Source organism: Micromonospora sp. CPCC 206060 (genome assembly GCF_036906895.1).
Taxonomy (GTDB): domain Bacteria; phylum Actinomycetota; class Actinomycetes; order Mycobacteriales; family Micromonosporaceae; genus Micromonospora.
This window is the reverse complement of the sequence record NZ_JBAKHU010000073.1, coordinates 1-26,599: the sequence shown is the minus strand read 5'-3', so window position 1 is coordinate 26,599 and position 26,599 is coordinate 1. Positions and strand designations below refer to the sequence as shown.

Annotated in this window: 14 protein-coding genes; 7 read left to right on the top strand and 7 right to left on the bottom strand. The window is 71.8% G+C overall.

Annotated features, from left to right (window positions below):
- Positions 1-21: 21 nt before the first annotated feature.
- Both V6U90_RS28020 and V6U90_RS28015 read right to left on the bottom strand, forming a co-directional pair.
- Positions 22-477, bottom strand: coding sequence for an RDD family protein (locus V6U90_RS28020; protein WP_334442908.1), 456 nt, complete (start codon positions 475-477; stop codon positions 22-24).
- 76 nt (positions 478-553) lie between these two features.
- Positions 554-1,696 carry a DUF2330 domain-containing protein gene (locus V6U90_RS28015; protein WP_334442905.1) on the bottom strand — a complete coding sequence of 381 codons (1,143 nt, stop codon included), beginning with the start codon at positions 1,694-1,696 and terminating at the stop codon, positions 554-556.
- Between the two features lie 802 nt (positions 1,697-2,498).
- Between V6U90_RS28015 and V6U90_RS28010 the strand changes: the two genes are divergently transcribed.
- The 6 genes from V6U90_RS28010 to V6U90_RS27985 all read left to right on the top strand — a co-directional run bounded on the left by V6U90_RS28010 (position 2,499) and on the right by V6U90_RS27985 (position 21,334).
- Entirely contained in the window at positions 2,499-3,860 is a 1,362-nt protein-coding gene (locus V6U90_RS28010; protein WP_334442902.1) for an MFS transporter, read from the top strand.
- Between the two features lie 6 nt (positions 3,861-3,866).
- Positions 3,867-17,261: a non-ribosomal peptide synthetase/type I polyketide synthase gene (locus V6U90_RS28005; protein WP_334442901.1), complete on the top strand. Its 13,395-nt coding sequence runs from the start codon at positions 3,867-3,869 to the stop codon at positions 17,259-17,261.
- The gene (locus V6U90_RS28000) at positions 17,258-18,781 is read left to right on the top strand and encodes a condensation domain-containing protein (RefSeq protein ID WP_334442899.1); all 1,524 of its coding nucleotides are present in this window, start codon (positions 17,258-17,260) and stop codon (positions 18,779-18,781) included. The genes V6U90_RS28005 and V6U90_RS28000 overlap by 4 nt, the downstream gene beginning before the upstream one ends.
- Before the next feature lie 264 nt (positions 18,782-19,045).
- Positions 19,046-19,906, top strand: a complete 861-nt coding sequence (locus V6U90_RS27995) for a sensor histidine kinase (protein ID WP_334442897.1) — start codon at positions 19,046-19,048, stop codon at positions 19,904-19,906.
- Positions 19,864-20,556 carry an ATP-binding protein gene (locus tag V6U90_RS27990; RefSeq protein WP_334442895.1) on the top strand — a complete coding sequence of 231 codons (693 nt, stop codon included), beginning with the start codon at positions 19,864-19,866 and terminating at the stop codon, positions 20,554-20,556. The genes V6U90_RS27995 and V6U90_RS27990 overlap by 43 nt, the downstream gene beginning before the upstream one ends.
- Positions 20,557-20,677: 121 nt before the next feature.
- Positions 20,678-21,334, top strand: coding sequence for a response regulator transcription factor (locus tag V6U90_RS27985; protein ID WP_334442893.1), 657 nt, complete (start codon positions 20,678-20,680; stop codon positions 21,332-21,334).
- A 38-nt stretch (positions 21,335-21,372) separates the two neighbouring features.
- Here the strand turns inward: V6U90_RS27985 and V6U90_RS27980 are convergent, their stop codons facing one another.
- Together V6U90_RS27980 and V6U90_RS27975 are read right to left on the bottom strand one after the other, a co-directional pair.
- A complete protein-coding gene (locus V6U90_RS27980) occupies positions 21,373-22,194 on the bottom strand; it encodes an ABC transporter permease (RefSeq protein ID WP_334442891.1) in 822 nt (273 codons plus the stop codon).
- 2 nt (positions 22,195-22,196) lie between these two features.
- Positions 22,197-23,135: an ATP-binding cassette domain-containing protein gene (locus V6U90_RS27975; protein ID WP_334442888.1), complete on the bottom strand. Its 939-nt coding sequence runs from the start codon at positions 23,133-23,135 to the stop codon at positions 22,197-22,199.
- Positions 23,136-23,557: 422 nt separating this feature from the next.
- Here V6U90_RS27975 and V6U90_RS27970 point away from each other — a divergent pair, with 422 nt between their 5' ends.
- Positions 23,558-24,307 carry an ABC transporter permease gene (locus V6U90_RS27970; protein WP_334442886.1) on the top strand — a complete coding sequence of 250 codons (750 nt, stop codon included), beginning with the start codon at positions 23,558-23,560 and terminating at the stop codon, positions 24,305-24,307.
- A 378-nt stretch (positions 24,308-24,685) separates the two neighbouring features.
- Here the strand turns inward: V6U90_RS27970 and V6U90_RS27965 are convergent, their stop codons facing one another.
- The 3 genes from V6U90_RS27965 to V6U90_RS27955 all read right to left on the bottom strand — a co-directional run.
- Positions 24,686-25,537: an SAM-dependent methyltransferase gene (locus V6U90_RS27965; protein WP_442933684.1), complete on the bottom strand. Its 852-nt coding sequence runs from the start codon at positions 25,535-25,537 to the stop codon at positions 24,686-24,688.
- Between the two features lie 316 nt (positions 25,538-25,853).
- Positions 25,854-25,994 (bottom strand): hypothetical protein, encoded by a 141-nt coding sequence (locus V6U90_RS27960; protein ID WP_334442883.1) that lies wholly within the window; start codon positions 25,992-25,994, stop codon positions 25,854-25,856.
- 215 nt (positions 25,995-26,209) lie between these two features.
- The coding region (locus V6U90_RS27955) for an integrase core domain-containing protein (protein ID WP_334442881.1) at positions 26,210-26,599 on the bottom strand (390 nt) is incomplete at its 5' end.

Sequence of the window (26,599 nt, the reverse complement as noted above, 5' to 3'; positions counted from 1 at the left end):
ACTCACCCCATATCGAAATGATCAACCGGTGATCGCCGCCAACCGCGTCGGTGGATCGAGGCTGAGTAACATGGCCCAGCACGCCCTGCTACCGACTCGACGGCCGTCCCTGACTCGCACGAGCTGTGTGCCGGTGAGGACCGCGCCGAGCGCACGGCCGTTGCCGTAGCACAGGCCGTACAGCACCGGCACCACGAACAACAACGAGATCGCCAGCAGGACGACGGTCCCGCCAGACAGGCCCGCCGCGACGGACACGAGTGACACGACGACGAGACCCACCCCGACACCCAGCACGAACACCACGAAGTCGATGAGCCACGCCAGGATCCGCGCCACCTCACTGGCCTGGACGTACAGGGTGCCGTCGTCGAACTCCGCGAGCCGTTGGGCGGTTCGCCGTCCGAGCACACGCTCCGCGTGCTCCTTGGCGCTTTCCAGTGGGGTCAACGGCCAGCCTCTCCCGGGGACTGTCATGCGCTCTCCTGTCGATGGTCGGCATAGTGTGCGTCAGGTCCGGAGCGTGACCGAGGGTCCACCAAGGAGCCCCCCATCAGGCTCGGGCCGACCGGCGGCTGCGCACGATCAGGACGGCGGCGGCGACCAGCGCCAAGCCCAGGAGGATCAGCGGTACTGCGGGCATCGGCCACGGCGAGCGGACGTACTCTCTGACGATCACGACCGCGCGGTAGGGCTCATCGGTCGCGGAGCGGGTGAAGCGGATGTCGTCGGTGATCTGCGCCGGCGTGAACTCCCCGTCGTAGCGGGTCAGGAAACGCGGGCCGACCAACGCCGCGGAGAGCGTTGGGTACTGCGGGTCCGGCTTCACCTCGCCCGCGAACGTCAGGTCGGGCATGCTGCCCTGGGGCGCTGGATTGCTGATGTCCATCCGGTGGTCGGCGAGCACGTACAGGCGCAGCGGCTGCCTGTTCTCGGCCGTGGCCGACAGTCGCATCGGGTAGACCGGCGTGTCGGTCTCGAACGCCAGCCGCATCGGCGGTAGTCCGGCGGAGATGCTGCCGGAGGTCGGGGCGAGGCGCACCGCGACGATGAGCCAGCCTTCCGCGAGGTACGGTTCGAGCGCGCCTTCGAGGGCTGCGGGCAGGGTGAAGTCGTTGTCGCCCAGCCAGCGCGACACCGCGTTGGCGTCGGTGCCGGCGAGTTGGGCGACCTCGTAGGGCCCGATCTCGACGTGGTCGACGACGGTGGCGCCGCGGTCGGCCTGTGCGGGTGCACCCGCGCCGTCCCCGTCCACCGTCACGCGCCGCACCTCGACGTCCGGGCGGCTGATCCGGTCGAGTTCGGTGAACAGTTTCCCGTCGGCCACCTCGAACCGGGCGCGCGCGGGAACCGGCATCAGGAACGCCGCCTGGGTCGCCTCGGACCGCGCCTGCACCGAGAGGGTGATCGATTCGGTGCGGCCGCTCAACTCCACCAGCGCGGTCTCCTGCTGCGCGCGCAGCTTGTCGTTGGCGACGAACGCCCCACAGGCGCAGGCACCGGACCTCGTGGGATCGGCTGCCACCATCGTGGCGGCGAGCGCAACCACCATCGCGATGCGGGTTGCCAGACGACCGGTTGCCATGACCCGTCGGACGCGGTCGGCCGCGATCGGGTGCCGCCATCCGGCCGGGCCGTCGTGCTCCTTGGTGATCTCCAGTCGGGTCGACGGCCGGCCTGGTGCGGGGACTGTCATGGCGCTCTCCTGTCGTGTCGTCGGCATAGTGTGCGTCAGTTTCGGAGCGTGACCGGGCGAGGGTCCACCAAGGAGCGCCCCATCAGGCCCTGGCCGACCGGCGGCTGCCCACGATCACGACGGCGGCGGCGACCAGCGTCAAGCCCAGAAGGGCCAGCGGCATCGCGGGCATCGGCCGGTTCCTCGCTGAGACCGGCACCAGCCCAGGTGACGAAGCGTTGCGGAGTTGCGGTCCGAGGACGTTCGGTAGCGTTTGGCGGCCGAGTGTGGTTCCGCCTGAAGAACCTGTTGTGGTGCAACGAAAAGACGCAGCGACGCCGTATGACGTGGTCCTGAGTGACAAGGGCAGTCACCGGATAGGTGCCCTACGATCGGCGGTGACGGCGACGTAGGTGTGGGCGCATAGGCCGATGGCTATGTGTTGGCACCAGGCGTCGTGGCGCCGGACCTGGTAGTGGTCGAGACCGATTTCGGTCTTCGTGCTCTGGAAACACTCCTCGATCGCCTACCGGGTGCCGGCCACGCGGATCGGGGTCTCATCGTCGGTGTCGGCGTCTCGACGGCGATTACGAGCGCAAACATGTCGCCGTTGGATCTGTGCAGCGGACCGGTCGTGACAAGATGCTGTGCCTTCCGGCAGACTGTGCGACAACTCGACATCGATGGTAGCGACAGTCTGACCGTGACGTTTTACGAGGTGAATCGCGTGCCTACAGGCGTCTGCCAGTTGACGACCCCAAGACCGTCGGTATCGCGGCACATGGCGGCCTAGGTGATGCGGCCGCCTACCACCAACCGGCAGATGACCATCTTTCGAGTGCTGGTGGCCGGTACCTCGATCTCGACATTCGGTAGCTACCTCAACATGGTGGCCCTCAACGTCTTTGTCTACCAGGCCACCGGCAGTGCGCTGCAGACCGGCGTCTTCATGGCGTTGCGTCTCGGCTCGGGATTCGTCGCCGGCATGCTCGGCGGCACGGTGGCCGCGCGGCTGCCCCGCCGGCCCGTGATGGTCTGCGGTGACCTGACGCAGGCCGCCGTGCTCGTCGCGTTCGCCGCTGCCGGAGGGCGGGCGCAGATCGATCTGCTTCCGATCGTCGCCGTGGTCACCGGTCTGCTCGGCACCACGTCGTCGGTGCTCCTGCGCAGCAGCGTGCCTGATCTGGTTGGCGACCAGCAGCGGCAGGCCGCGAACGGACTGCTGGTGACCGGCCGTGCCGTCGCGATGGCGCTGGGCTTCGCCGCTGGAGGGGTGCTGGTCGGCTGGCTCGGTTACCAGGCGGCGTTCCTGGTTGACGCGGTGACGTTCGTGGTATCGGCGACCCTGCTGACGATCCTGCCACTGTCGTTCCCCGCCCGGCGCAGACGGGCCTCGTCTGCGGCTGGGGACGCAAGCCCGCGCCCCGGGCCGCGCGGCTGGTCCCGTCGGCAGGCCATCATGGCGCTGGTGGCCGCACCGATGATCCTGGTCATCCTGATCGTCCGGTCGGTCGACGCACTCGGCTCCGCCTCGCACAACGTCGGCCTCCCGGTCTACGCGACGCAGATCCAGCCGGATGATCCCGCCGCATTCGTGGGCCACTTCTTCGCGGTCTGGGCGGTCGGCCTGTTCGCCGCGCACCAGCTCGTGAAGCGGGTACGCCGCCGGGACGGCGGGCTCGACGATCCCGGACGCAGCGAACGTGGGTTCATCGTCGGCACGTGCGTGATGTCCGCGACGTTCATCGTGGCTTTCGCGGGCATCCCGCAGCCATGGGTGCTCGCCGTGGCGCTCATCGCCGGGGCCGCGGACGGATTCACCGAAATCACCTACACCACCCGCCTGCAGGCCGAGCCCGATCCGCAGCGCGGGTACTTCTTCGGTCTCACCGCGATGGCCGAGAACGGCGGCCTCGGTCTCGGCATGCTGCTGGCCGCCGCGCTACTTGAGGTGTGGCGGCCGCTGTACGTGGCGGGGGTGCTGCACGGCGGCGTCATTGTCCTGGCCGTTGTCGTGGCCGCCGTCGTCGCGCTGCGCCGCCGGGCTGGCCTTCGCGCAGACGATGCCACGCCGCTGTTGGCGGCCACCGAGTCCCCGCAACAGGCCGGGAGTATCGCGGCCGCCGAGTCCCCGCAGCAGGCCGGGAGTATCGCGGCCACCGGGCCGCAGCAGACCAGGAGTTAGGAACCGGTGGACGATCTGACCGAAGTGCTCGCCCGTCGGGACGAGCTGTCCGATGTCGAGGTGGTCGAACGCAGCACGCGCGAGGGCGTCCGGATGCGGGTGGCCTACGTGGTGCCGTCCGCCACCGTCACCTCCTCCGATGCGCGACGCGCGGCGGTGGCGGCGGCGGTGCGGGCCGCCGGCGTGCCGGAGACACCGCTGGCGGTGGCCGTGGTGTCCGGGATCCCCCGCACCCCAGACGGGGCTCCCGACGAGCAGGCGCTGCGCGCGGTGCCGGTGGCGGCGACCGCCAGTGCGCCACTTCGGCGTCTCCCCGATGCGGAGCCGGCCCGCCGGCACCTCGGCGATCTGCTGGACCTCGCGGCGCGCTGGGGCTCCGACCTTCCCGTCAGCGCCGACACGCCTCCGTTGGTGCCGCCGCCGGGCCGACCGGCAGAGCCTGCGGCGGAGGCGGCCGGCGGGGAGCTGACGTACCGCGCCGACGACCCGGCGACCCTGCCCGAGGCGCTGTTGCGGGCCGCGCGGCAGTGGCCGGAGCGCGGGCTGCGGCTTGTCGAGGCCGACGGCAGCCGGTACCTGACCTATCCCGAACTGCTCACGGCGGCGATGCGGGCGTTGGGTGGCCTGCGCGCCGCCGGGCTGGCTGCCGGTGACCCGGTGATCCTGCACACGCCCTCGCTGGTCGACCACTTCGTGGCCCTGTGGGCATGCCTGCTCGGCGGTCTGCGGCCGGTGGCGGTCGCGCAGGCACCCGGCTACCAGGTCCGCAACGCCACCCTCGACAAACTGGAGCACGCGTGGCGCACCCTGCGGCAACCGGTCGTGCTCTCCAGCGGTGCCACCGTCGGGGCGCTGACCGGGTACGCCGACCGGGAAGGGCTGCTCGGGCTGCGCGTGCTCGACCTTACCGACTGCCGCGACCATGAACCGGTCGACGACCTGCACCGCCCAGCCCCCGGCGACGTGGCGATGCTGCAACTCTCGTCGGGTAGCACCAACCGTTCCAAGGTCATCCCGCTGACCCACCGGGGCATCGTCCGCTACGCCCAGGACACCCGCCAGGTCGCCCGGTACCGCTCGGGCGACGTCATGCTCAACTGGCTGCCCCTGGACCATGTGGCCGGCATCGTCATGATGCACCTCGGGCCGGTCGTGCTGGGCTGCGGCACCATCCACGTCGCCCCGGCGCTCGTCATCGCCGACCCGCTGCTGTGGCTGGATCTGCTGCAACGGTACGAAGTCCAGCACAGCTGGTCGCCGAACTTCGGCTACAAGCTGGTCACCGAGGCGCTGCGAAAGCACCCGGACCGCGCCTTCGACCTCGCGCACCTGCGCAGCCTCGTGAACGCGGGGGAGCAGTGCACCGAGATGGTGATGCGCGAGTTCCTGTCCGCCACCCAGGGTTTCGGCATTGACCCGGCCACGCTGCTGCTGGCCTGGGGAATGGCCGAAACGTGCACCGCCATCTGCTACCAGCCGTTCGGCCCTGACGCGGTGCAGCACGCCGAACTGTGCGACGGTGGGACCCGGGTACGCCTGCACGTGGCGCCGACGCCCGGCGCCACGACGTTCCTGAGCATGGGTGCCCCCGCGCCCGGCGCCCGCTTCCGCATCGCCGGTCCGGACGGCACGACGGCCCTGCCGGAGCGGCACGTTGGTCGGCTGCAGATCCGCTCGGACCGGGTAACCCCCGGCTACCTCCACAACGACGAGGCCAACCGCGAGGCATTCCCCGACGGGGAATGGTTCGACACGGGGGACCTCGCGTTCCTCGCCGACGGTCGGGTCACGATCACCGGGCGCGGCAAGGAAGTCATCATCGTCAACGGGGTCCACTACTTCTGCCACGAAGTCGAGGACGTGGTCGGTGCGGTGGACGGCGTTGCACCCAGCTTCGCCGCCGCCGTCGGCGCACCGGCCCCGGACGGCACCGAACGGATGGTGGTTTTCTTCGTTGCCGACGGCGTGCTCGACGCCGAACTGCTGGCCCGCATCCGGCGCCAGCTGGCGGAACGGCTGCAGATCAGCTCGGTGCAGCTGGTGCCCATCGAGCGGCACCGGTTCGAGAAGACGACCAGCGGCAAGATTCAGCGTACGAGCATGCGTAGCCGGCTACTCAACGGCGAGTACGAGCTGGTGCTGCGGCAAGTGGACCTGCTCGACGGCGGCCCCGACACCGTTCCCGACTGCGTCTACCGGCAGACGTGGAGCCCGCGTCGCTTTCCGCAGGTGCCGGTGGAAGGCCCGACGCTCGTGGTCGCCGACGGGATGGGGCTCGCCGAGGCGATGCGGCAGGCTTCCCCCGGCACGGTACTGGTCGACCTGGCCGCCGTGCCGCGCAACGGGGACGCGGTGTCGGCGGGATCGGACGGCGCCACCGCCCAGCCGGCCGACGCGGCGCACTGGGCGGGGCTGTTGCGGTCGCTCCAGGCGCAGGGCCGCACACCGGCGCGGGTGGTCTTCGCCGCCAGCTACCTACCGACTCCGGACATCACCAGTGCTGCGGCGACCGAGCACGCGATCCGGGTCTGCGTGCCTGGGCTGCTCGGGTTGCTGCGGGCGCTGGCCGATGCCCGTTGGACCGGGACGCTGCTGACGCTCAGCCGTGGGCTGTACCGCGTCCGTGGGGACGAACCCGGCTGCTATCCGGCCGCGCTCACCGCCGCCCTCGGTGAGACGTTCGGCGTCGAGCATCCGGACGTGCGGGTCTGGCATCTCGACCTGCCCGGCGACGACGTGTCCAACGACGCCGACACCGTCATCGCGGCCACCGGCTGGTCGCCTGGCGAGCCGGTGGTCGCCTGGCGCGGCGGGCCGCTGGTACGCACCCTCGAACGGGCCGAGCTGGTCGCCGGGCCGCCGGCGCTGCCCCACGGTTCCCGCTGGCTGGTCACCGGCGGCCTGGGCGGTATCGGGCGTACCGTGCTCGGCGACCTCGCCGCAGGGCTCGGCCTGCGACTGCTCGTCGTCGGCCGCACTGCGCTGGAGCCGCGATCCGGCCCGCTGTCCGACATCTCCGGCGGAGACCGGGTGCAGTACGCCCAGGTCGACATCACCGACGCCGCCGCGCTGGACGCCGCCGTCGCGGCTGCGGAGCACGGCTGGGGCGAACCGCTCGACGGTGTGCTGCACCTCGCCGGAGAGTACGAGCTGGGCCCGCTCACCGAGATCACCGCCGACCGGTGGCGGGCCGAGACGGCGGCGAAGGTCGACGGCTCGATGCAGCTGGCCCGCCTGCTGCGGCAGCGGCCGGGCAGCAGGCTCGTGGTCTTCTCCTCGCTGCTGTCGCTGGTTCCCCTGGCCGGCACGGGCGTCTACGCCTCCGGTAACCGGTTCCTCGAAGCGTTGTGCGAGCACCTAAGCCCGCAGGTGACCGCGCACTGCCTGACGTGGACCGCGTGGCGCGGCATCGGCATGAGCGCCCCGCACAGCGGCGTGGAGTCGGCGACTCGCCGGCACATGCTCGTCCTCACCCCGGCCGAGGGGCGGGCGCTGACCCGGCTCGCCCTGCACCAGCCGGCCGGCCACCTCCTGATCGGCGTCGATCCCACGGCGGCGCGGGTACGGCACCTGGTGCGTCCCGTGCGGGCGCTGGAAGGCGTACGCGTGCCGACCGGCGAGCCGGCACCCGTGGACGCGTTCGGTACCGCCGTACCGGTGGTGGTGGAGAGCGCTCCCGCCCCCCGCCGGCCCGCCGCCGGGGCACCGGCCCCGGTCACCGCCGTTGCGTCCAGCGACCGGATCGGCGTGGCGCACACGGTGCGGGAGGTGCTGCGCCGCGAGGCGCCCGGCGGCCTTGACGATCATGTGCCGTTCTACGATGCCGGCCTGGACTCGGTGCGGCTGCTGCGGCTGCACACCCTGTTGCAACAGGCGCTCGGTCAGGAGTTTCCGCTGACCGCGTTGTTCACCCACGGCACCCCGGCGGCGCTCGTCGAGCACCTGAGTGGACAGTTCAGTGGCTCCGCCGTGGCCGAGCGGGCCGCCGCTCGGCGGGCAGGGGGCACGCAGCGGATCGCGGTGATCGGCATGGCGCTGCGGTTTCCCGGCGCCGACACGGTGCCGCGCTACTGGCAGAACCTGCTGGCCGGCCGGGTCGACATACGGCGCTTCGAGCGCACCGAGCTGCTCGCCGCAGGGCTGCCCGCCGCGCTCGTCGACGATCCCGACTTCGTGCCGGTCAGTGGCGCCCTGGCCGACATCGACGGCTTCGACGCCGAGCTGTTCGGCATCAGCGCCCGGGAAGCGGCTTTGATCGACCCGCAGCAGCGGCTGTTCCTACAGGTCTGCCACGAAGCCCTGGAGGCGGCCGGCTACACCGGCGCCGACCGGCGGGTGGGGGTCTTCGCCGGTGCGGGAATGCACCTGTACTCGCTGCGCAGCTACCTCCTTGAGCAGCTCGCCGGCACTGATCCCGCTGACCAGTTGCAGGCGTTGCAGGTCACGATCGGCAACCAGCCGGACTTCCTGGCCACCCGGGTGGCGTACCGGCTCGGTCTGACCGGCCCCGCGATGAGCGTGCAGACCGCGTGTTCCACCTCGCTGGTCGCGGTGCACCTGGCGGTGCGGTCGCTGCTGGCCGGCGAGACCGACCTCGCACTGGCCGGCGCCGCGGCGCTGCACGTGCCGCAGGTGGCCGGCTACCGCTACCAGGAGGGTTCCATCCTGTCCCGTACCGGCGTCTGCCGTGCCTTCGACGACGCTGCGGACGGCACGGTCGGCGGCAACGGCGTGGCCGCTGTGCTGCTCAAACGCTTGGACGACGCGCTGGCCGACGGGGACACCGTGCACGGCGTGATCATCGGCTCGGCGGTCAACAACGACGGCGCCGCAAAGACCGGGTACACCGCGCCGAGTGTCACCGGGCACGCCGAGGTCATCCGCGCGGCCCTGGCCGACGCGCAGATCGACGCCGCGTCGATCGGGTACGTGGAGACGCACGGCACCGGTACCCGCATCGGTGACCCCATCGAGGTCGAGGCGCTGCGGGCGGTCTTCGGCGGGCGCGACCGGCCTCTGCCACTGGGCGCGGTGAAGGCCAACATCGGCCACCTCGACACCTGCGCCGGCATGGCCGGGCTCATCAAGGCGATCATGGCCGTCCGGCACGGTCAGGTGCCACCGGTCGCGGGATTGCGCCGGCCCAACCCGCAGTTACGCCTGGCCGACGGCCCGTTTGTGCTGCCCACCGCCACGCAGCCGTGGTCGCTGGCCGGGCCCCGCCGTGCGGCGGTCTCCTCGCTCGGCGTGGGTGGCACCAACGCGCACGTGGTGGTGGAGGAGCCCCCAGCGCCGCCACCCGCGCCGGCGCCCGAGCCCGCACGGCCGGTGATCGTGCCGCTGTCCGCGCAGAGCCCGCAGGCGCTGCGACAGTTGGCCGACCGGGTCGCCGACCGGCTGGCCGGCGCCGACCCGCCCCGCGCCGACGATGTCCTGGTCACCCTGGGTGCCGGACGACGCCGCCTGCGGCACCGGCTGGTGGTCTGGTCCGACACCCCCACCGGGGCGGCTGCGGCGTTGCGCGAGGGCGCCGTGGACCGTTCGGTGTCGGGTACGGTGGCGGGTGGCGGGCCAGGGCCGATCGTTTTCGCCTGCTCCGGGCAGGGTGTGGACTGCTCCGGTGCGGCGGCCGGGCTGATGGCGTACGACCCGGCTCGGGAGGTGCTGGAGCGCTGCGGTGAGCAGTACCGGCGGGTGTGGGGAAGCGACCTGCTCGCCGCGCTGCTCGGCGGTGAGTACGAGTGGACCACCGCCACCGTCCAGCCGGCCCTGTTCGTGACCCAGGTCGCGCTCGGCCGGCTGCTGGAGTCGGTGGGGGTACGGCCCGACATCCTCGTCGGCCACAGCGCCGGGGAGTACGCGGCGTTGTGCCTGGGCGGCGCACTGTCCATGGAGGACGGCCTGTACCTCTCCGCCGTGCGGGGCCAGCTCATGCAGCGCGGTACGCCGGAGGGCGCTGCGGTGGCGGTGCTGGCCGACCCGGCACAGACGGCCTCGGTGCTCGACCGGGTACGCGGCCTGGAACTGGTGGTCCGGAACGGGCCCCGCCGGCACGTGCTCGCCGGGACACCGTCGGCCGTCCGCCGGGCTATGCAGGTGCTGGATGCGGACGGGATCGGGCACCGGCCGTTGGCGGTCAACCGGGCGTTCCACTCCACCCTGATGCAGCCTGTGCTGGACGAACTCGCCGCGCAGGCCGCGACCCTGACCTGGCATCCGCTGCACACTCCGGTGGTCAGCAGCGTCGGGGGGATGCGCCTGGCGGCCGGAACGGTGCCCGGCGCCGACCACGTCCGCCGGCAGACCCGCGAGCTGGCCGACTACCAGGCCGGGATCGACGGCCTCGTCGCCGAAGGGTGCACCACCTTCGTCGAGATCGGCCCGGACGCCACGCTCACCGGCATGGGCGGGCAGTGGCCGGCCAGCACCTGGATCCCGACGCAGCGGGCCCGCAGCGACCGCGCCGAGGCCGTGGTGTCGGCGTTGGCCACGCTGTTCAGCCGGGGTGTGGCCGTGGACTGGGCGGCGCTGGCGCCGTCCGGGCGTCGGGTGCCCCTGCCCACCTATCCCTTCCAGCCGAGCCGACACTGGGTCGCCAAGCCCGCACCGACGCCCGCACCGACGCCCGTACCGACGCCCGTACCGACGCCCGTACCGACGCCCGCACCGACGTCCGAACCGACGTCGGCCGTGGAATCCACCACTGACGCGGAAGGTCCGTCTGTCATGTCCCCGGTCAACGTCGCCGCCAGCGCCGCCGGCACCACAGAGGCGGTCGTCCTGCACCGCGTACGCGAACTCACCGCCAGCCATCTCGGCGAGTCACCCGAGCGGATACCCACGGACACCGCCTTCTTCGACCTGGGCGCCGACTCCCTGCTGATGATCAACCTGCTGCGCGAGCTGGAGACGAGCTTCGGCATCCGGGTGGCGATGCGCGAGCTGTTCGAGGAACTCGACACCCCACAGCGGCTCAGCGCGGCAATCGTCGGGCGGATGGCACCGGACCGGCTCGCCGCGCTCGTCCCGGCCGCCGGTCCGGCCGCACCGGACACCGCTACCCCGGCCGCGCCATCCGCGCCAGCCACCATGGCCGCACCGGACACCGTTACGCCGGCCGCGCCACCCTCGCCGGGTGCGATGCCCGCCCGGCCGGCGGTGCCTGTCGTGCTGCCGCAGGCCGCCAGCACAGGTACGTCGGTACCCGTCGACGGTCACCCCCCGGCGACGCCCGCCGGGCCGGCGGCGGATGTCGTGCGTACCCAACTGGAACTCATGGGCCGGTTCACCGACCTGATGGCGCAGCAACTGTCCATCCTGGCCAACCCGGCGACGGCCAACGGCAACGGCAGTGGAACCGGGGTCGGGGCCGTGCCGGTCGCCACGAGCTCCACCAACGGCGGCCCCACCGTCACACCGCAGCCAGACGTCACACCGCAACCCGGCGTCGCGCCGCCGCCGGCCGGAAACGGCGGGCGCACCGGCACCGGGGACGGGCCCGCCCAGCTCGGCCCCCGGCCGCTGCGGGTCAGCGCCGGTGGCGGGTCGGGGCGGCTCGACGAGCGCCAGCAGGCGCACTTCACCGACCTCGTCCACCGCTACACCGAACGGACCCGCCGGTCGAAGGCCCTCACCCAGCAGCACCGGCGGTGGCTGGCCGACAGCCGGGCGGTGGTCGGATTCCGCCGCGCGGCCAAGGAGATGCTCTACCCGCTGGCCGCCCGCCGAGCCGGGGGCGCCCACCTCGAAGACATCGACGGCAATAGCTACGTCGACATCACGATGGGGTTCGGGGCCCTGCTGTTCGGCCACGAACCGGAGTTCCTGACGTCCGCTGTCGCCGATCACCTCGGCGACGGCCTGCGGCTCGGCCCGCGCAGCGCCGAGACCGGCGAGGCAGCCCAACTGCTGTGCGACCTGACCGGCATGCAGCGGGCCGCGTTCGCCACCACCGGCACGGAAGCCAACTCGGCGGCCTTTCGGCTCGCCCGCGCGTACACCGGGCGGCCGGTCGTCGTCACCTTCGAGGGCTCTTACCACGGGCACTTCGACCCGGTGCTCGGCCGCGGCGTGTCCGAGGGCGGCACCTGGCGTACGCTTCCCGTTTCCGCCGGCATACCCGAGTCGGCCGTCACCGACATCCGGGTCCTGCCGTACGGCGCAGCGCAGAGCCTGGACGTGATCCGCCGGGCCGCCGACCAGATCGCGGCGGTGGTCGTGGAACCGGTGCAGAGCCGCTACCCCGACCGGCAACCCGTCGAGTTCCTCCGCGAACTGCGGGCGCTGTGCGACCAGTACGGCATCGTGCTGCTCTTCGACGAGATGCTCACCGGCTTCCGCCCCCACCCGCAGGGCGCACAGGGCGTCTTCGGCATCCGGGCCGACCTGGCCACGTACGGAAAGGTCATCGGTGGCGGCTACCCGATCGGCGCGATCGCCGGCCGCGCGGACATCCTGGACTGGGTCGACGGCGGCTTCTGGCAGTACGGCGACGAGAGCATCCCGCCGCAGGACACCACCTTCTTCGGTGGCACGTACATCCAGCACCCGCTCTCCATGACCGCCGCGAAGGCGGTCCTGTCCGAGCTGTGCCGGCGCGGGCCGGCGCTGCAGGACACCCTCAACCGGCAGACCGAACGGCTGGCGCGCACGCTCAACGAATTCTGCGCCGCCGAGGAATTCCCCGTCCGGGTTCACCACTTCGGCTCGCTGTTCCGGTTCGCCTCGTCCGCCGACCTGAACCTGCTGTTCCACCACCTGATCCTGGCCGGTGTGCACGTGTGGGAGTGGCGCAACTTCTTCCTCTCCGACGCGCACACCGACGACGACGTGGACTTCGTCATCGACGCCGTCCGGGAGTCGCTGTACGACCTGCGCCGCGGCGGGTTCTTCCCCGGCGGACAGGCACCGCCGCCCGCCGCCGCCCGCCGCCCGCCGCCCCTGCCAATCCAACGCACGCCGGCACCACCCGCGCCATCGCCGTACCCGTCGACGCCATCGCCGGCACCAGCCGCCGCATCGCCGTACCCGGCAGCGCCGCGCGCCACCGTACCGGCGGCGGGCAACGGCCGGCCGGACCCGGCCGCCCGCTCCCAGCCGGCAGCGACGGCGGTCGCCCGGCTGGCGGCCAGCACGGTCGACCGCTCGCCTGCGGCGACGGCCCCGGCCCGGCCCGGTCCGGATTTCAGCCTGTACTTCTTCGGTGACTACCCACAGCAGCGGATCGAGGACCGCTACACGGCCCTGTTGGCAGCCGCCACCCACGCCGACACCCACGGCCTGCACGCGGTGTGGCTGCCGGAACGGCACTTCGACTCCTTCGGCGGCATCTTCCCCAACCCGTCGGTACTCGCCGCCGCGATCGCCGCCCGGACCAGCCGGGTACGCATCCACGCCGGCTGCGCCGTCCTGCCGCTGCACGACCCGATCCGCGTCGCGGAGGAATGGTCCGTGGTGGACAACCTGTCCGGAGGGCGGGTCGGCATCGGCTGCGCGTCCGGCTGGCACGCCCGCGACTTCGCGCTGGCGCCGCACGTGTACGGCCGGCACCGCGAGGCGATGTACGAATCGGTGGAGCAGATCCGGACGTTGTGGCGCGGCGGGACGCTGACCCGTACCGCCGGCAACGGGCAGCCCGTCGACGTACGACTGTTCCCCCGCCCCGTGCAGCAGACACCACCGATGTTCACCGCAGTGGTCGGCAACCCGGACAGCTACCGCCGCGCCGCCGCCGCCGACCTCGGCGTCATCACCAACCTGATGTCCCAGGACGCCGACCGGCTGGCCGACAACATCGCGCTGTACCGGGCGACCCGCGCGGAACACGGCCTCGACCCGGCCGCCGGCCGGGTGGTGCTGCTGCTGCACACCTACCTCGGCGACGACACCGACCGGGTACGGGAGGAGGCGTTCGGACCCTTCTGCGACTACCTCCGCTCGTCGCTGTCCCTGTTCGGCCAGGTCACCAACAGTCTCGGCGTCACCATCGACCTGGAGAACACCGCACCCGAGGACGTCGACTTCCTGCTGCGCCGCGCGTACGCGCGCTACACCGCCGATCGCGCGTTGATCGGCAGTCCCGACGACTGCCGGGCCACCGTGGAGCGCTTCGCCGCGCTCGGTGTCGACGAGATCGGCTGCTTCGTCGACTTTGGCCTCCTGCCGGACCGGATGCTGGCGGGCCTGCCCGGGATCGACCGACTCAGCGAGCTGATCCGCGGCGGCGCACCCTCCTCGCCCGCGACACCGGTAGAGCCGGCCCTGGGCGGGACGCTCCCAGGGGACCCACTGACCGAGGCCCAGCGCGAAATCTGGTTCGTCGAACGCATGTTGCCCGGCCGACCCACGTACACCGAGTCGAAGGTCATTCAGCTCGACGGCCCCCTCGACGTCGGGGCGCTGCGCGGCGCCCTGGAACTCGTCGTGCACCGCCATCCCGCGCTGCGCTCGGTCTTCCGGGAGACAGCCGGCGAACCGCGCCGGGTGATCCTCGCGCCAGAGCCCCTCGACCTGCCGGTACACGACGTCAGCGGCGACGTCGACGAGGTGGCGGCCGCGGCCATCCGGGAGGAGAGCGACCACCGTTTCGACCTGGCTGCCGGGCCGCTGTTCGCGTCGCGGCTGATCCGGCTCGCCGTGACGCAGCACCTTCTCGTCCTTCGGATGCACCACCTGGTCATCGACACGCTGTCGGCGCAGATCCTCAGCCGTGAGATCGCCGCGGCCTACCAGGCGGCGGTCACCGGCCGCACCGTCGAGTTGCCGCCACCGCCACCGCCGCCACCGCCGGCACCCGAGGCGACCGACAACGGTTCGGACCCCCGGCACCTGGACTACTGGACCGGCCGGCTCCAGCCGCTCCCGCCCCGGCTGGACCTGCCGGTCGACCGACCCCGCCCGCCCGTGCCCAGCGGTGCCGGGGGAGTGGTCAGCGTCGTGCTGGACACCGACCTGACCACGCGCATCCGCACGTTCGCCCGGCACCACCGGGCCACGCCGTTCATGGTGCTGCTGGCCGGGTTCACCGCCGTGCTGAGCGATGTCGGCAACCAGCGCGACGTCGTGCTCGGCACCCCGGTCGCCCATCGCCCCGCAGGCACCGAAAACACCGTCGGACTGTTCATCAACACGCTGCCACTGCGCATCGACGTGACCGCCGAGAGCGGGTTCGCGGAGCTCGTCCGGGTGGTCCGGTCGGTGCTGATCGACGCCCAGGAGCACCAGGACGTACCGGCGCAGCGCATCATCCGTGCCCTGGACCTGCAACCGCAGCCGGGCCGCCATCCCCTCTTCGACGTCGTCATCGAGTTCGACAACGGCGCGGTGTTCGAACTGGATCTTCCCGGCGTGACCGCCACCCTCCTGAACCACGGCGTGGAGCGCGCCCCGTTCGACCTGACGCTCTTCCTCACCAACCGCAGCGACACCATCGACTGCCAGCTCAACTTCGCCACCGACCTGTTCGACCCCGCCACCGCGCGGCAGATTCTCGACCGGCTGGCCCTGGCGCTGCGGGCTGGCACGACCCACCCGGACCGGCCGCTGACCCGGCTACCGCGACTGACCGAGGACGAGCAGAGCCTGATTGCCGCCTGGCAGGACGGCGGCGCCCCGGCCGAGGGCGCCGACCAGCCGCTCGCCGCCTCCCTCGCACTGAAGGGGACCGTCGTTGTGGACCGGCACAGCCGGGTGGACGGCCCGGACCTGGATCGACGTGCGGACGCGGTGGCGGCCGCCCTGCGGTCCGTCGGTGTCGGCCCCGGTCACCTGGTCGCCGTCCACCTGCCACGTGGCGCCGACGCCGTCGCCGCGATGCTCGGGGTGCTGCGTACCGGCGCGGGATACGTCCCGTTGGATCCCGGCCAGCCGGCGGCACGGTCGGCCGCGATCGTCGGGCAGGCGCGCGCCACCGCCGTGGTGTCCGCATCGACGGTGACCGCGCTGGAGGTGCCGGTGCCGGCGATCCTGGTCGACCGGCTCGACCTGGCCGCCGACGCCCACGTACCCGCTGTCGACGTCGCTCTGCACGACGTCGCGTACGTGCTGTTCACCTCAGGCTCCACCGGCCAGGCCAAGGGATGCGTCATCGAGCACCGGGCGATCGGCAACACCGTCGCCTGGTATACCAGGGATCTCGGCATCTCCGCCGACGACCGGCTCAGCTGGTTCTGCAGCCCCGGCTTCGACGCCTCATGCCTGGAGGTGTGGCCGGCGCTAAAGGCGGGCGCGACCATCTGCGTCGTACCCGACGAGGCGCGCGTCGACCCGGCCCGGTTACGCGACTGGCTCGTCGACACCGCAGTCACCGTCGCGTTCCTGCCCACCCCGGTAGGCGAGCTGCTGATCGACCTGGACTGGTCAACCAGCCCTCGCCCGGCGCTGCGGCACCTGGTCGTCGGCGGCGACCGGCTGCGCCGCGGCGCCCGCGCGGACCTGCCGTTCCAGGTGACGAACGTGTACGGTCCGACCGAGGCGACCGTCGTGTCCACGTGGGCCCACCTGTCGCCCGACGACGGGGATGCCCCGCCCATCGGCCGCCCTGTTCCCGGCACCTGGGTCCGGGTGCTCGACCGGCACGGCCGGCCGGTGCCGGTGGGCGTACCGGGTGAACTCCATCTCGGTGGCGTGCAGGTCGGGCGTGGCTACCTCGGCGATTCCGACCAGACCGCGCAGCGTTTCCTGCCCGACACCGGGAACGGGCGGGTGTTCCGCACCGGCGACGTGGTGCGCTGGCGCCCCGACGGGCAGTTGGAGTTCCTCCACCGCAACGACGCGCAGGTGCAGATCCGCGGCTTCCGGGTGGAGCCCGGTGAGGCGGAACACCACCTGCGGCAACTCGACGGGGTCCGGGATGCCGCCGTACGGGCCTGGCGTGACGAGCACGACGAGGCGTACCTCGCCGCATACGTGGTGCCGGCGCGCGAGAGCCTCGACGCCGACGCGCTGCTGCGGGCGCTCCACGAGCGCCTGCCGGCCCACCTGGTACCAACGGTATGCACGCTGATGCCGGCGCTGCCGCTGCTCGCCAGCGGCAAGCTCGACCGTGCGGCGCTGCCGGAGCCCGACCGGGCCGCCCGCACCGGCCACGGCACAGCGGTGCCCCCGGCAACCCCGCTCGAACGGCGGCTGCACGACATATGGCGCGCGGAGTTGGGCGGGGACGCGCTCAGCACCGAGTCCACCTTCTTCCAGCTCGGTGGCACGTCCCTGACGGCGCTGCGGTTGTTGCACCGGGTCGCGGACGAGCTGGGCGAAACGATCGGGGTGCTCGAATTCCTCCAGCAACCCACCATCCGGGCGATGGCCTGGCTGCTGGACGACGCCTCCGCCGACCCGGCGGGCGACACGTCGGCCGGCGGTGCAGCGGGAGCGGCGCAGCCCCGCGTGCGGGGGACGCTGTGAGCAGCGCACCGGCGGACGCCGACGGCCTGCTCCGGCTGCTGCGGGAACGCGGCGTCACCCTGTCCGCCCGCGGCACGGCCCTCGAATTCGACGCGCCCGCGGGTGTGCTGACCGACGATCTGATCGACGCCATGCGGCGACTCAAGCCGGACATCCTCGCCCGGCTGGCCGGCGACGCCGACGAGGTCGTGTGCATCGCACCAGCCAGCGTGGCGCAGGCCCGGCAGTTCCGCCTTACCGTGGCCAGCGACAATCCCCAGACGCTCACCGTCGCCATGCGCTTCGCCCTGCACGGTCCGCTCGACCACCCGGCGCTGCGTCGGGCGCTGACCGACCTCGTGGCCCGGCACCCGGCTCTGCGCACCCGGTACGCGGTGCATGACGGCGAGGTCATCCAGCAGGTCCTCGCCCCCCGACCGCAGCCGTTGACGGTCGTCGACGTCACGCCGGAACGACTGGACGCCACGATCGAGGACTTCTGCGCGGCGCCGTTCGCGTTGGAGACCGAGCCCGCGTACCGGGCCCTGCTCGCCCGGGTGAACGACCCTGCCGCACCGCACAGCCGGCACGAACTCGCGCTGGCCATGCACCACGGCATCATCGACGGCTGGTCGACCGAGGTACTGGTACGCGACCTGAGCGAGCTGTACCGGGCGGCGCTCACCGGGCAACCCGCCGACCTTCCGCCGCTGGCCGCCGACTTCGTCGACTTCTGCCGGTGGGAGCGCGACTTCCTGGCCGCGGAGCGCACCCGCGACATGGTACGGGCGTGGGCGGACCGGGTCCGTGCGGGGACCGAGCCGATTCGACTGCCCACCGACCGGCCGCGCTCGGCCACCAGATCGTCCGTGGGGGCGTACGTCACCGACTCGATCCCGGCGGACCTGCTCGACGCGGTGACCCGCTACGCCGTACGTCGGAACGTGACACCGTTCGTTGTGCTCGCCGCAGCATTCGCCGTACTGATGCAGGAACTCACCGGCTGGTCGACCATCCCGCTGACCTCATCGGTGGCCAACCGGACCGATCCGCGCTTCGCGAACGTGGTGGGGGTCTTCACCCAGGCACCGTGGCTCGTCGTCGAGCTGCGCGGGACGCGCACGTTCGACGAGCTCGTCGAAGGCACCGCCGCCGCCATCTGGCAGATGCTGGCCATGCAATCCGTACCGGCGCAGGTGCAAAGCGAGGCGCTCGGCGAGCCCTTCACCGGCAATCCGCCCCGGGTCTACCTGACGATGCTCGACATGGCCGACCCGGTGCTGCGGTTGCCCGGGCTGGCACCGGCACCGGCCCGGGACGTGCTGCTGACCGGCGCCCGCGGCGACCAGGTGTGGCAGCTACGTCCGCTGGAGGACGGCGGGCTGTCGCTGATCATCGAGTACGCCACCTCGCTGTTCGACGCCGGTACCGTCGCCCGCTGGGCGGCCCGGTACCGGTCGCTGCTGCGCCACGCCCTGACCGAACCCGGCGCCTGGCCGCGGTCCGACCAGGTTGGGCCACACCGGCCCGAGAACCCGTAGGCAGCTACGGGTGACGCGGCGGCTGCCCTTGTCGCCACGGCGTGGATCGCGCGCCGATCCCCTCCGTGCGGCGTCTCGCGGCGCTTCGACCGGTCGCCGCCGCCCGAGCCGTCGGGCCGGCGACTGACTTTCGTGAGTAACGACCCAGGTGGTGGGCTTTGTAACCTGGGCCGCGTGGCAGGTTGGTGGCGCGGCGCGCAGCAGCGGTGGATGCCCTTCATCCGGTCGGGAGGGCCACCTTCCGGCGGGCCGGCCGGATCATGGGTGAAGGTGCTGTCCGACGTGTCGCTCTGGGCGGTCCTGTCGGCGCCGATCACCTGGGATCTGGTCACCGCCCCAACCGACCCGTACGCCGGCTGGCGGCTGGCGGGCTCGCTCCTGCTGATGGCCCTCGCGGTGGTGGTCAGCCGGCGTCACTCGCCGATCTCCCTGCTGATCGTCGTGGTACCGACCACGTTCGACGGCAACTTCGTGTTCGCCATTCCGGTGATGAGCTACCTGGTGGGTCTGCGGATGTCCCGGGCTCGCCCGGCGGCGTACATGTTCGCCGCGATCGCTGCGGCCGGGTCCGCGCTGACGGTCGGCGTACTCGGTTCGGGCGTGACCACCTGGTTCTTCCTCACCACCACCCTGCTGTTCGTCGGGGTGTTTCCCTGGCTGGTCGGCCGCTACCGCCGGCAGCAGCGGGCGCTCGTCTACGCCGGCTGGGAACACGCTGATCTGCTCGAACGGCAGCAGCGCGCCGCCGCCGAGCGGGTCCGGATGCGGGAGCGTGCCCGCATCGCGCAGGACATGCACGACTCCCTGGGCCACGATCTGGCCCTGATCGCGCTGAAGGCCGGCGGACTGGAGGTGGCGGCCGATCTTGACGAGCGGCACCGGCGGGCAGCGGGGGAGTTGCGTGCCAGCGTCACCGCCGCGACCGATCAGCTCTCCCAGATCATCGGCGTGCTCCGGGAGGACGGCGCGCCGGCTCCGACCCGGCGGCCGCCGAGGGCGTCGCCGACCTGGTCGAACGGGCCCGCGACGCGGGGATGTCGGTCCGCCTGCGGTGGGACGGATCGGCCGTCCCGGCATCGCCGATGGTCGAGCGGGCGGTGTACCGGGTGGTCCAGGAGGCGCTGACCAATGCCACCAAGCACGCGCCGGGCGCCGCCGTGACCGTCCTGCTGACCCGCTCGGCGGAGCAGACGGTGGTGAGCGTGGTCAATGAGCCGCCGCCGGCCGGGCTGCTGCCCGGCGTGGCATCGACGGGTTCCGGCCTGGTCGGCCTCCGGGAGCGGGTACGGCTGGCCGGGGGTGCGCTGAGCGCCGGACCACGGGGCGGCGGGTTCGCGGTCACCGCGCGCCTGCCCCATGCCGCCGGCGTCGCGTCGGTCGACGCCGACGAAGTCGTACGGTTGGTCAGGCCGGAGTCGGCGACCCGGTTGCGCGAGGCGCGGCGGCGGGTGCGGCGTAGCCTCCTGGTCGCCGTGACCGCCCCGGTGGTGGTCGCCGGTGTGCTGTCACTGGCCTACTACCCGTTCGCCACGTTCGATGCGGTCCTCGATCCGGCGAACTTCGACCGGATGCGGATCGGGCAGCACCGCACCGAACTGCGGGGCCTGCTGCCGGACCGTCAGGTCGTCGAACGGCCGGACCCGGCGGACTGGCCGCTACCGCCGGGCGCCTCCTGCGAGTTCTACACCGATGGCAACTTCCCCCTCGGCCAGGCCGCCTACCGGCTCTGCTTCGTCGAGGGCCGGCTGCTGACCAAGAACCGGATGTCCGACTGACGGCCAGCCGGCGCCCGGCGCCGCAGCGACGCCCGGCGCGGCTGCCAAGGCCCCCTCGTCCCCGGCCATGTGTTTCCATCCGGGCCGGATGCTGCCCGCGCCCGACCCCTGAGGAGATGGTGTGATCCCGGTCCTGCTGGCCGATGACGAGGCGATGATCCGGGCCGGGGTGCGAGTGATCCTGGCGGCGGATCCCGAGATCGAGGTGGTGGCGGAGGCCGGCGACGGTCGGGCCGCCGTCGAGCTGGTCCGGGCGCACCGGCCGCGGGTGGCGTTGCTGGACATCCGGATGCCAAAGCTGGACGGGCTCGCGGCCGCCGTGGAGATCCGCCGGCTTGTGCCCGATACGGCGGTGCTCATGCTCACCACCTTCGGCGAGGACGACTACATCGCGCGGGCGCTCGGCGACGGGGCCAGCGGTTTCCTGCTCAAGGCCGGTGACCCGCGCGAGCTGCTGGCCGGGGTGCGTGCGGCGGCCGACGGCGGCGCGTACCTGTCACCGCGGATCGCCCGGCGGGTGATCGAGCTGGGCGGCGCGTGGATGGCCCGCGGCCCGGCCGCCCGGGACCGCACCGCGACGCTCACCGCCCGGGAACGTGAGGTGCTCGCGCTGGTCGGGGCCGGGCTGTCCAACGCGGAGATCGGCCGGCGGCTGTTTCTGGTGGAGGGCACGGTGAAGAGCTACCTGAGCACGATCTTCGCCCGGCTCGGCGTACGGAACCGGGTGCAGGCCGCGATCGTCGCGTACGACGCCGGGCTGGTGGACGAGGCCGGGTGACGACGATTCGCGTGGGACCGCCGCCACCCGGCACCGGATCAGGCGTCCCGTGACCGCAGCACCGCGTAACCGGCGAGCAGCGCCGCGAGGGCCCACGCGGCGAGCAGGACGAGGCCGGCCGCTGGCGGGTACGGGTCGGTGTCGCCGCTCATGAAGTGGTATCCGGCCACCCCCGGCAGTCCGTCGACGAGCCGGTTGACGAACTCGTTGTCGAGGACACCGAGCGCGGTCGGTACCACCATGAGGATCATGAACACGGTGGTCAGTGTGCCGACCGCGCTGCGCAGCGCCGTCCCGAGCCCAAGGGTGAAGACGCTGATCAGGGACAGGTACGCGGCCACCGCCAGCACGTCGCCAACGGTTTCCGCGACCCTGAACCGGCCCCACTCACCGAGTACCGGGTCGGCGATGGCAGAACCCAGCGCCCCGAGCAATGCGCCCACCACGAACGTGACCACGGCGACCACGGCGGTCTTGGCCAGCAGCAGCCGGCCCCGTGACGGGGTCCACTGCAGGGTGGCCCGGATCGTGCCGGTCGCGTACTCGGCGGTGATCACCAGCATCGCCAGCGCGATCACCGTGAACTGCGCCAGGAGGACGGAGCTGATCGCGACGGTGCCGAGACCGATCACCCCCTGGTCGTCGGCGGGGTCGGAGTTGGTGTTCTCGTTGACCACGTAGATGGCCTCCTGCCCGGCCGCCGCCGCCATCAGCAGGGCACTGGCGAGCAGATTCCACCAGACCGAGCGCACCGACCAGAGCTTGGTCCACTCGCTGGCGACCGCGCCGCTCAAGCCGCCGCCGGTGGGATCGCCACGCCGGGTCGAACGGTCGGCGGAGTGCAGGGTTGTCGTGGCCATCGTCATACCCGTGCTCCCGATCCGGTGGTCGCCAGCGCGCCGTACTCGACGTTGCCGGCGGTCAGTTCCATGTACGCCTGTTCCAGCGACGCTTCGCGCACGCTCAACTCGTGCAGGCGTACGCCGATGTCGTGTGCCAGGTCGCCGACCTGCGCGATGCTGGCGCCGGTGACGACGAGCGCGCCGTCGTTCTCCTGCTCGACCGCGATGCCCGCCGCGACCAGCCGGCGCCGCAGCTCGGCCAGACCGGCCGGCTGAGGGCTGCGCACCAGCACCGCGGTCGACGAACTGCCCCCGATGACGTCGGCGATCGGGGCGTCGGCGATGAGCCGGCCCTTGCCGACCACCACGAGTTGGTCGGCGGTGAGCTGCATCTCGCTCATCAGGTGGCTGGAGACGAAGACGGTCCGACCCTCGGCGGCCAGGGAGCGCATGAGTTCGCGGACCCAGCGCACCCCGTCCGGGTCGAGCCCGTTGACCGGCTCGTCGAACATCAGCACTCCCGGGTCGCCGAGCAGGGCACCGGCGATGCCGAGGCGCTGACCCATGCCGAGGGAGTAGGTGCCGGCCCGCTTCCTGGCGACGTTGGTCAGGCCCACCGTGGCGAGCACCTCGTCCACCCGGCGGCTGGGGATACCGTTGCTGCGGGCCATCGCCAGCAGGTGATTGCGTGCGCTCCGCCCCGGGTGCACCGCCTTGGCGTCGAGCAGCGCACCGACCTCGCGCAGCGGATGCCGCAGGGTCGCGTACCGCCGGCCGCCGACGAGCGCCTCGCCGGCGGTGGGCCGGTCCAGCCCGAGGATCATGCGCATCGTGGTGGACTTCCCCGCACCGTTCGGGCCGAGGAAACCGGTGACCCGGCCCGGTGCGAGGTCCAGGGTCAGGTTGTCGACGGCTGTCGTCGCGCCGAAGCGTTTCGTCAGCCCACGCAATGTGATCATGTTTCTCCCGGTGGATGTGCCGTTGAGACGTTGACGGTAGGAGTCCGGCCGGATACGACACAGCCGCCGATCGGCATCGGCCAGCCCTGACGAAAGTCAGGACCCGTGGGCGCTGGGCTTCGAGGAGCGGCCCCGGCGGGACCCGTACACCCCATGACTGCCCCGACCCGGGCGGGCATGTCTCCGCGCAGGCACCTCTCGTTGAGACCCAGGGCGTACGCGGGGAGGTCCGTTGCGGTGAGGGGTCGCGTCGACGACTTCAGCCCGCCTGTCTGCGGCCGCACTACGGGCCCGGCTTGTCGCAGCAGGCTGTTGCTCAAAGGGGATACGGACCCACCCCTGTCCCCACCCACACCACCCGAAGCGGTAGACCCACGTCAGCCCGTGGCCCGGGGTACATCGGACTGCGGAAGACTGACCGGATGTCGTCGACAATGCTGGTGGTCGGCCCCGAGCTGGCAGTGGCCCTGGTCGTGCTGACCGCCGCCGCTGCGGCCGTGTCCACCGTCGGGAGGCTCGGTCACGGTCGGCAGATCACCGTCGCCGCCGTCCGCGCTGCGGTGCAGTTGGCGGCGGTGTCGCTGCTGATCGCCGCCATCGTGGCATCGTTGTGGGCCACCGTCGTCTTCGTGGTCCTGATGTGCGTGGTGGCGGCGCGCACATCAGCGCGGCGGATCACCGGCGGGTCGCGCGGTTGGTGGGCCGCCGTGCCGATCGTCGCGGGGAGCATGTCCGTCGTCGCGGGGCTGCTGCTGGCGGGTCTGGTGCCGCTGCGCGGGATCGCGATCATCCCGGTCGCCGGGATTCTGATCGGCGGCGCGATGACCGCCACCTCGCTGGCCGGGCGGCGAGCACTGGACGAGCTGACCGGTCGGCGTGGCGAGGTCGAGGCAGCCCTGGCCTTGGGTCTGTTGCCCCGCGACGCGGTCCTGCTGATCTGTCGCCCCGCCGCTGGCGAGGCGCTGATCCCGGCGCTGGACCAGACCCGCACCGTGGGCCTGGTGACCCTACCCGGCGCCTTCGTCGGGGTGCTGCTCGGCGGCGCCAGTCCGCTGGATGCCGGCATCACCCAGTTGGTCGTCCTCGTCGGTCTCCTGGCCGTGGAAGCCGTCGCGGTCGTCTTGACCGTCGAACTAGTAGCCTGCGGCCGTCTGCGCCGCACCACGCCCTGATTCGCCCCACCTTCAGCCTGATTGCACTACCTCGCGGCCTGGGCGGCGAGATGCTGAACCTGAGGGCCGGACGGAGGTCAAGTGTGCAAGGCCTGCCTGACCGCGCACCCGACCGCCACGTGGGGTGGTGCAAACGGCGAGGACCTGGTCATGGACACGGAATGCCCGCTACCGGGCTCGGTTCAGGATCCGGGACCGGGACCGGGACGGGCCGTTTCCGGCCCTGCCCGACGCCGTCCTGAAGGACGCAGGCATCGACGTCGTGCTCGTCCTGTAAGCCCGGCGCCACCGACTGAACCCGTCCGGGACGGTTACCGCAGATCGGACACTCCCGACGGTGGGATGCTGGGCGCCCCTGCCTCGCGACTGTGGTGGGTATCAAGGTTTGCGGGCGACTCCGGACCAGTAGTAGGCGGTGTGCGGTTCGGTGGTGTTCGTGCTGTCGGGCCGCCAGGCTGTCACCGGTACCAGGCCCGGCTCGATGAGTTCCCACCCGTCGAAGAACCGTTCCACCTCTGAACGGCTACGCGGAACCAGCGTCATCCCGCCCCGGGTGGCGGCGGCAACGGCCGCGCCCACCGCTTCCGGATCGAAGTCCTGCGTCGGGTGGGTGATGGTCAGGTAGCTGCCGGAGGGCAGTGCCTGCATAAGTGTCCGCAGCTTGCCGGCGGGGTCTTCGTCGTCGCCGAGCAGCATGAGGACGGCGATGACGGCGAGGGCGACCGGCTGGTTGAGGTCGAGCGTGTCGGTCAGTGTGGTGTCGGTCAGGATCGCCTCGGGCCGGCGAAGGTCGGCGTGGATGTAGGCGGTGCGTCCCTGCGGCGTGCTCATCATCAGTGCGCGTGCGTGCGCGAGTACGAGCGGGTCGTTGTCGACGTACACGACCCGGGTCTCAGGTGCCAGGGCCTGCGCGACATCGTGCAGGTTGGGGCGGGTCGGTATGCCCGTGCCGATGTCGAGGAACTGCCGGATTCCGGCCTGTAGCACAAGATGCCGGGTGACCCGGTGGACGAACCGCCGGTTCTCCATCGCCATCTCCCGCAGGTTGGGAATCGCCTCGAGCATGGCTGCACCCATCGCCCGGTCGGCCGCGAAGTTGTCCTTGCCGCCGAGCCACCAGTCATAGATGCGGGCGGAGTGCGGAAACTTGTCGTCCACCACTGGCACAACCTCGGGGCTGCTACTCGGTACGGCGTTGTCCGACACGGGCGACCTCACACTATGCGGCATCAGGGTAGGCCAAATGGTAGACAACAGCTTTGCTGCCGCCAATTTCAGGGACCCCAGAGGAGGCGGCCGCCGGGTCAACGCAATCCGAACTGGACGGTACATCCGAGCACTGACACCTGATAGCCGCCGCTCCAGGCATGGCGCACCAAACGGCCCACCGCCGACGAGGCACGCAGCCGTCCGGCTGAACGGCTGGGCGCGAGGGTGGCGGGTCATGGATCGTCTCGCCGCCCTGCGATAGACGCCGAGACGCCGGTGACGTGGAACGTCGCCAAAATCGAGGCAGGCCGGGTTCGCCGCCTTCCTCGGTATCTCATCACATGACGTCAGCGCGCTGACCTGGATTGACCTGACCAGAGCCGGCCCGCCGGTCCACCCCGCAGCGCCGGGCCGCCGCGCTGATCTGGAACGCCCGCGCCTGACCGCCGACCAACTTGGCGACCTCGTCAACAGCCACGTCGGGCAGGTGTCAGCGTGTGGCCGATGTGCGGATGCCCCGCAAGACCTTCTTGTTGTCCACGCCGGACGTACAAGGCAAGAGACGTACAAGGCAAGAAGAGTACCGACTCCCTGCCACTCTGAACCCCTGTCTGTCAGGGTGAGTTGAGGCCAGCGGTTCATAGCAAGTCCGTCTGGCAGGGTGTCAATCCCCTGGAATCGTGGAGGACTCGGTTATGCGGCCTGGTCCTCCAGGGCGCGGATGGTCGATCGCTCATAGTCGATCGGTGAACGCCCGTCGCAGACGGAGTGTCTGCGGCGACGGTTGTAGAAGTCGGTGATCCAGGTGGCGATCTTCAGCCGGGCCTCGGTGCGCGTGCGGAACTGGTGGCGGTGGACGTACTCGACCTTGATGGTGGAGAAGGTGGCCTCGGCCACGGCGTTGTCGAAGCACGAGCCGACCCGCCCCATCGACTGGCGTACCTTCCAGCGGGCGCACGCGCGGGCGAAGTCGGCCGAGGTGTACTCGCTGCCCCGGTCCGAGTGGAAGATCACTCCGGCGACGTCCCCGCCACGGGTGACCGCGGCCATGTTCAACGCGGCGACGACCAGGCCGGCGTCGTG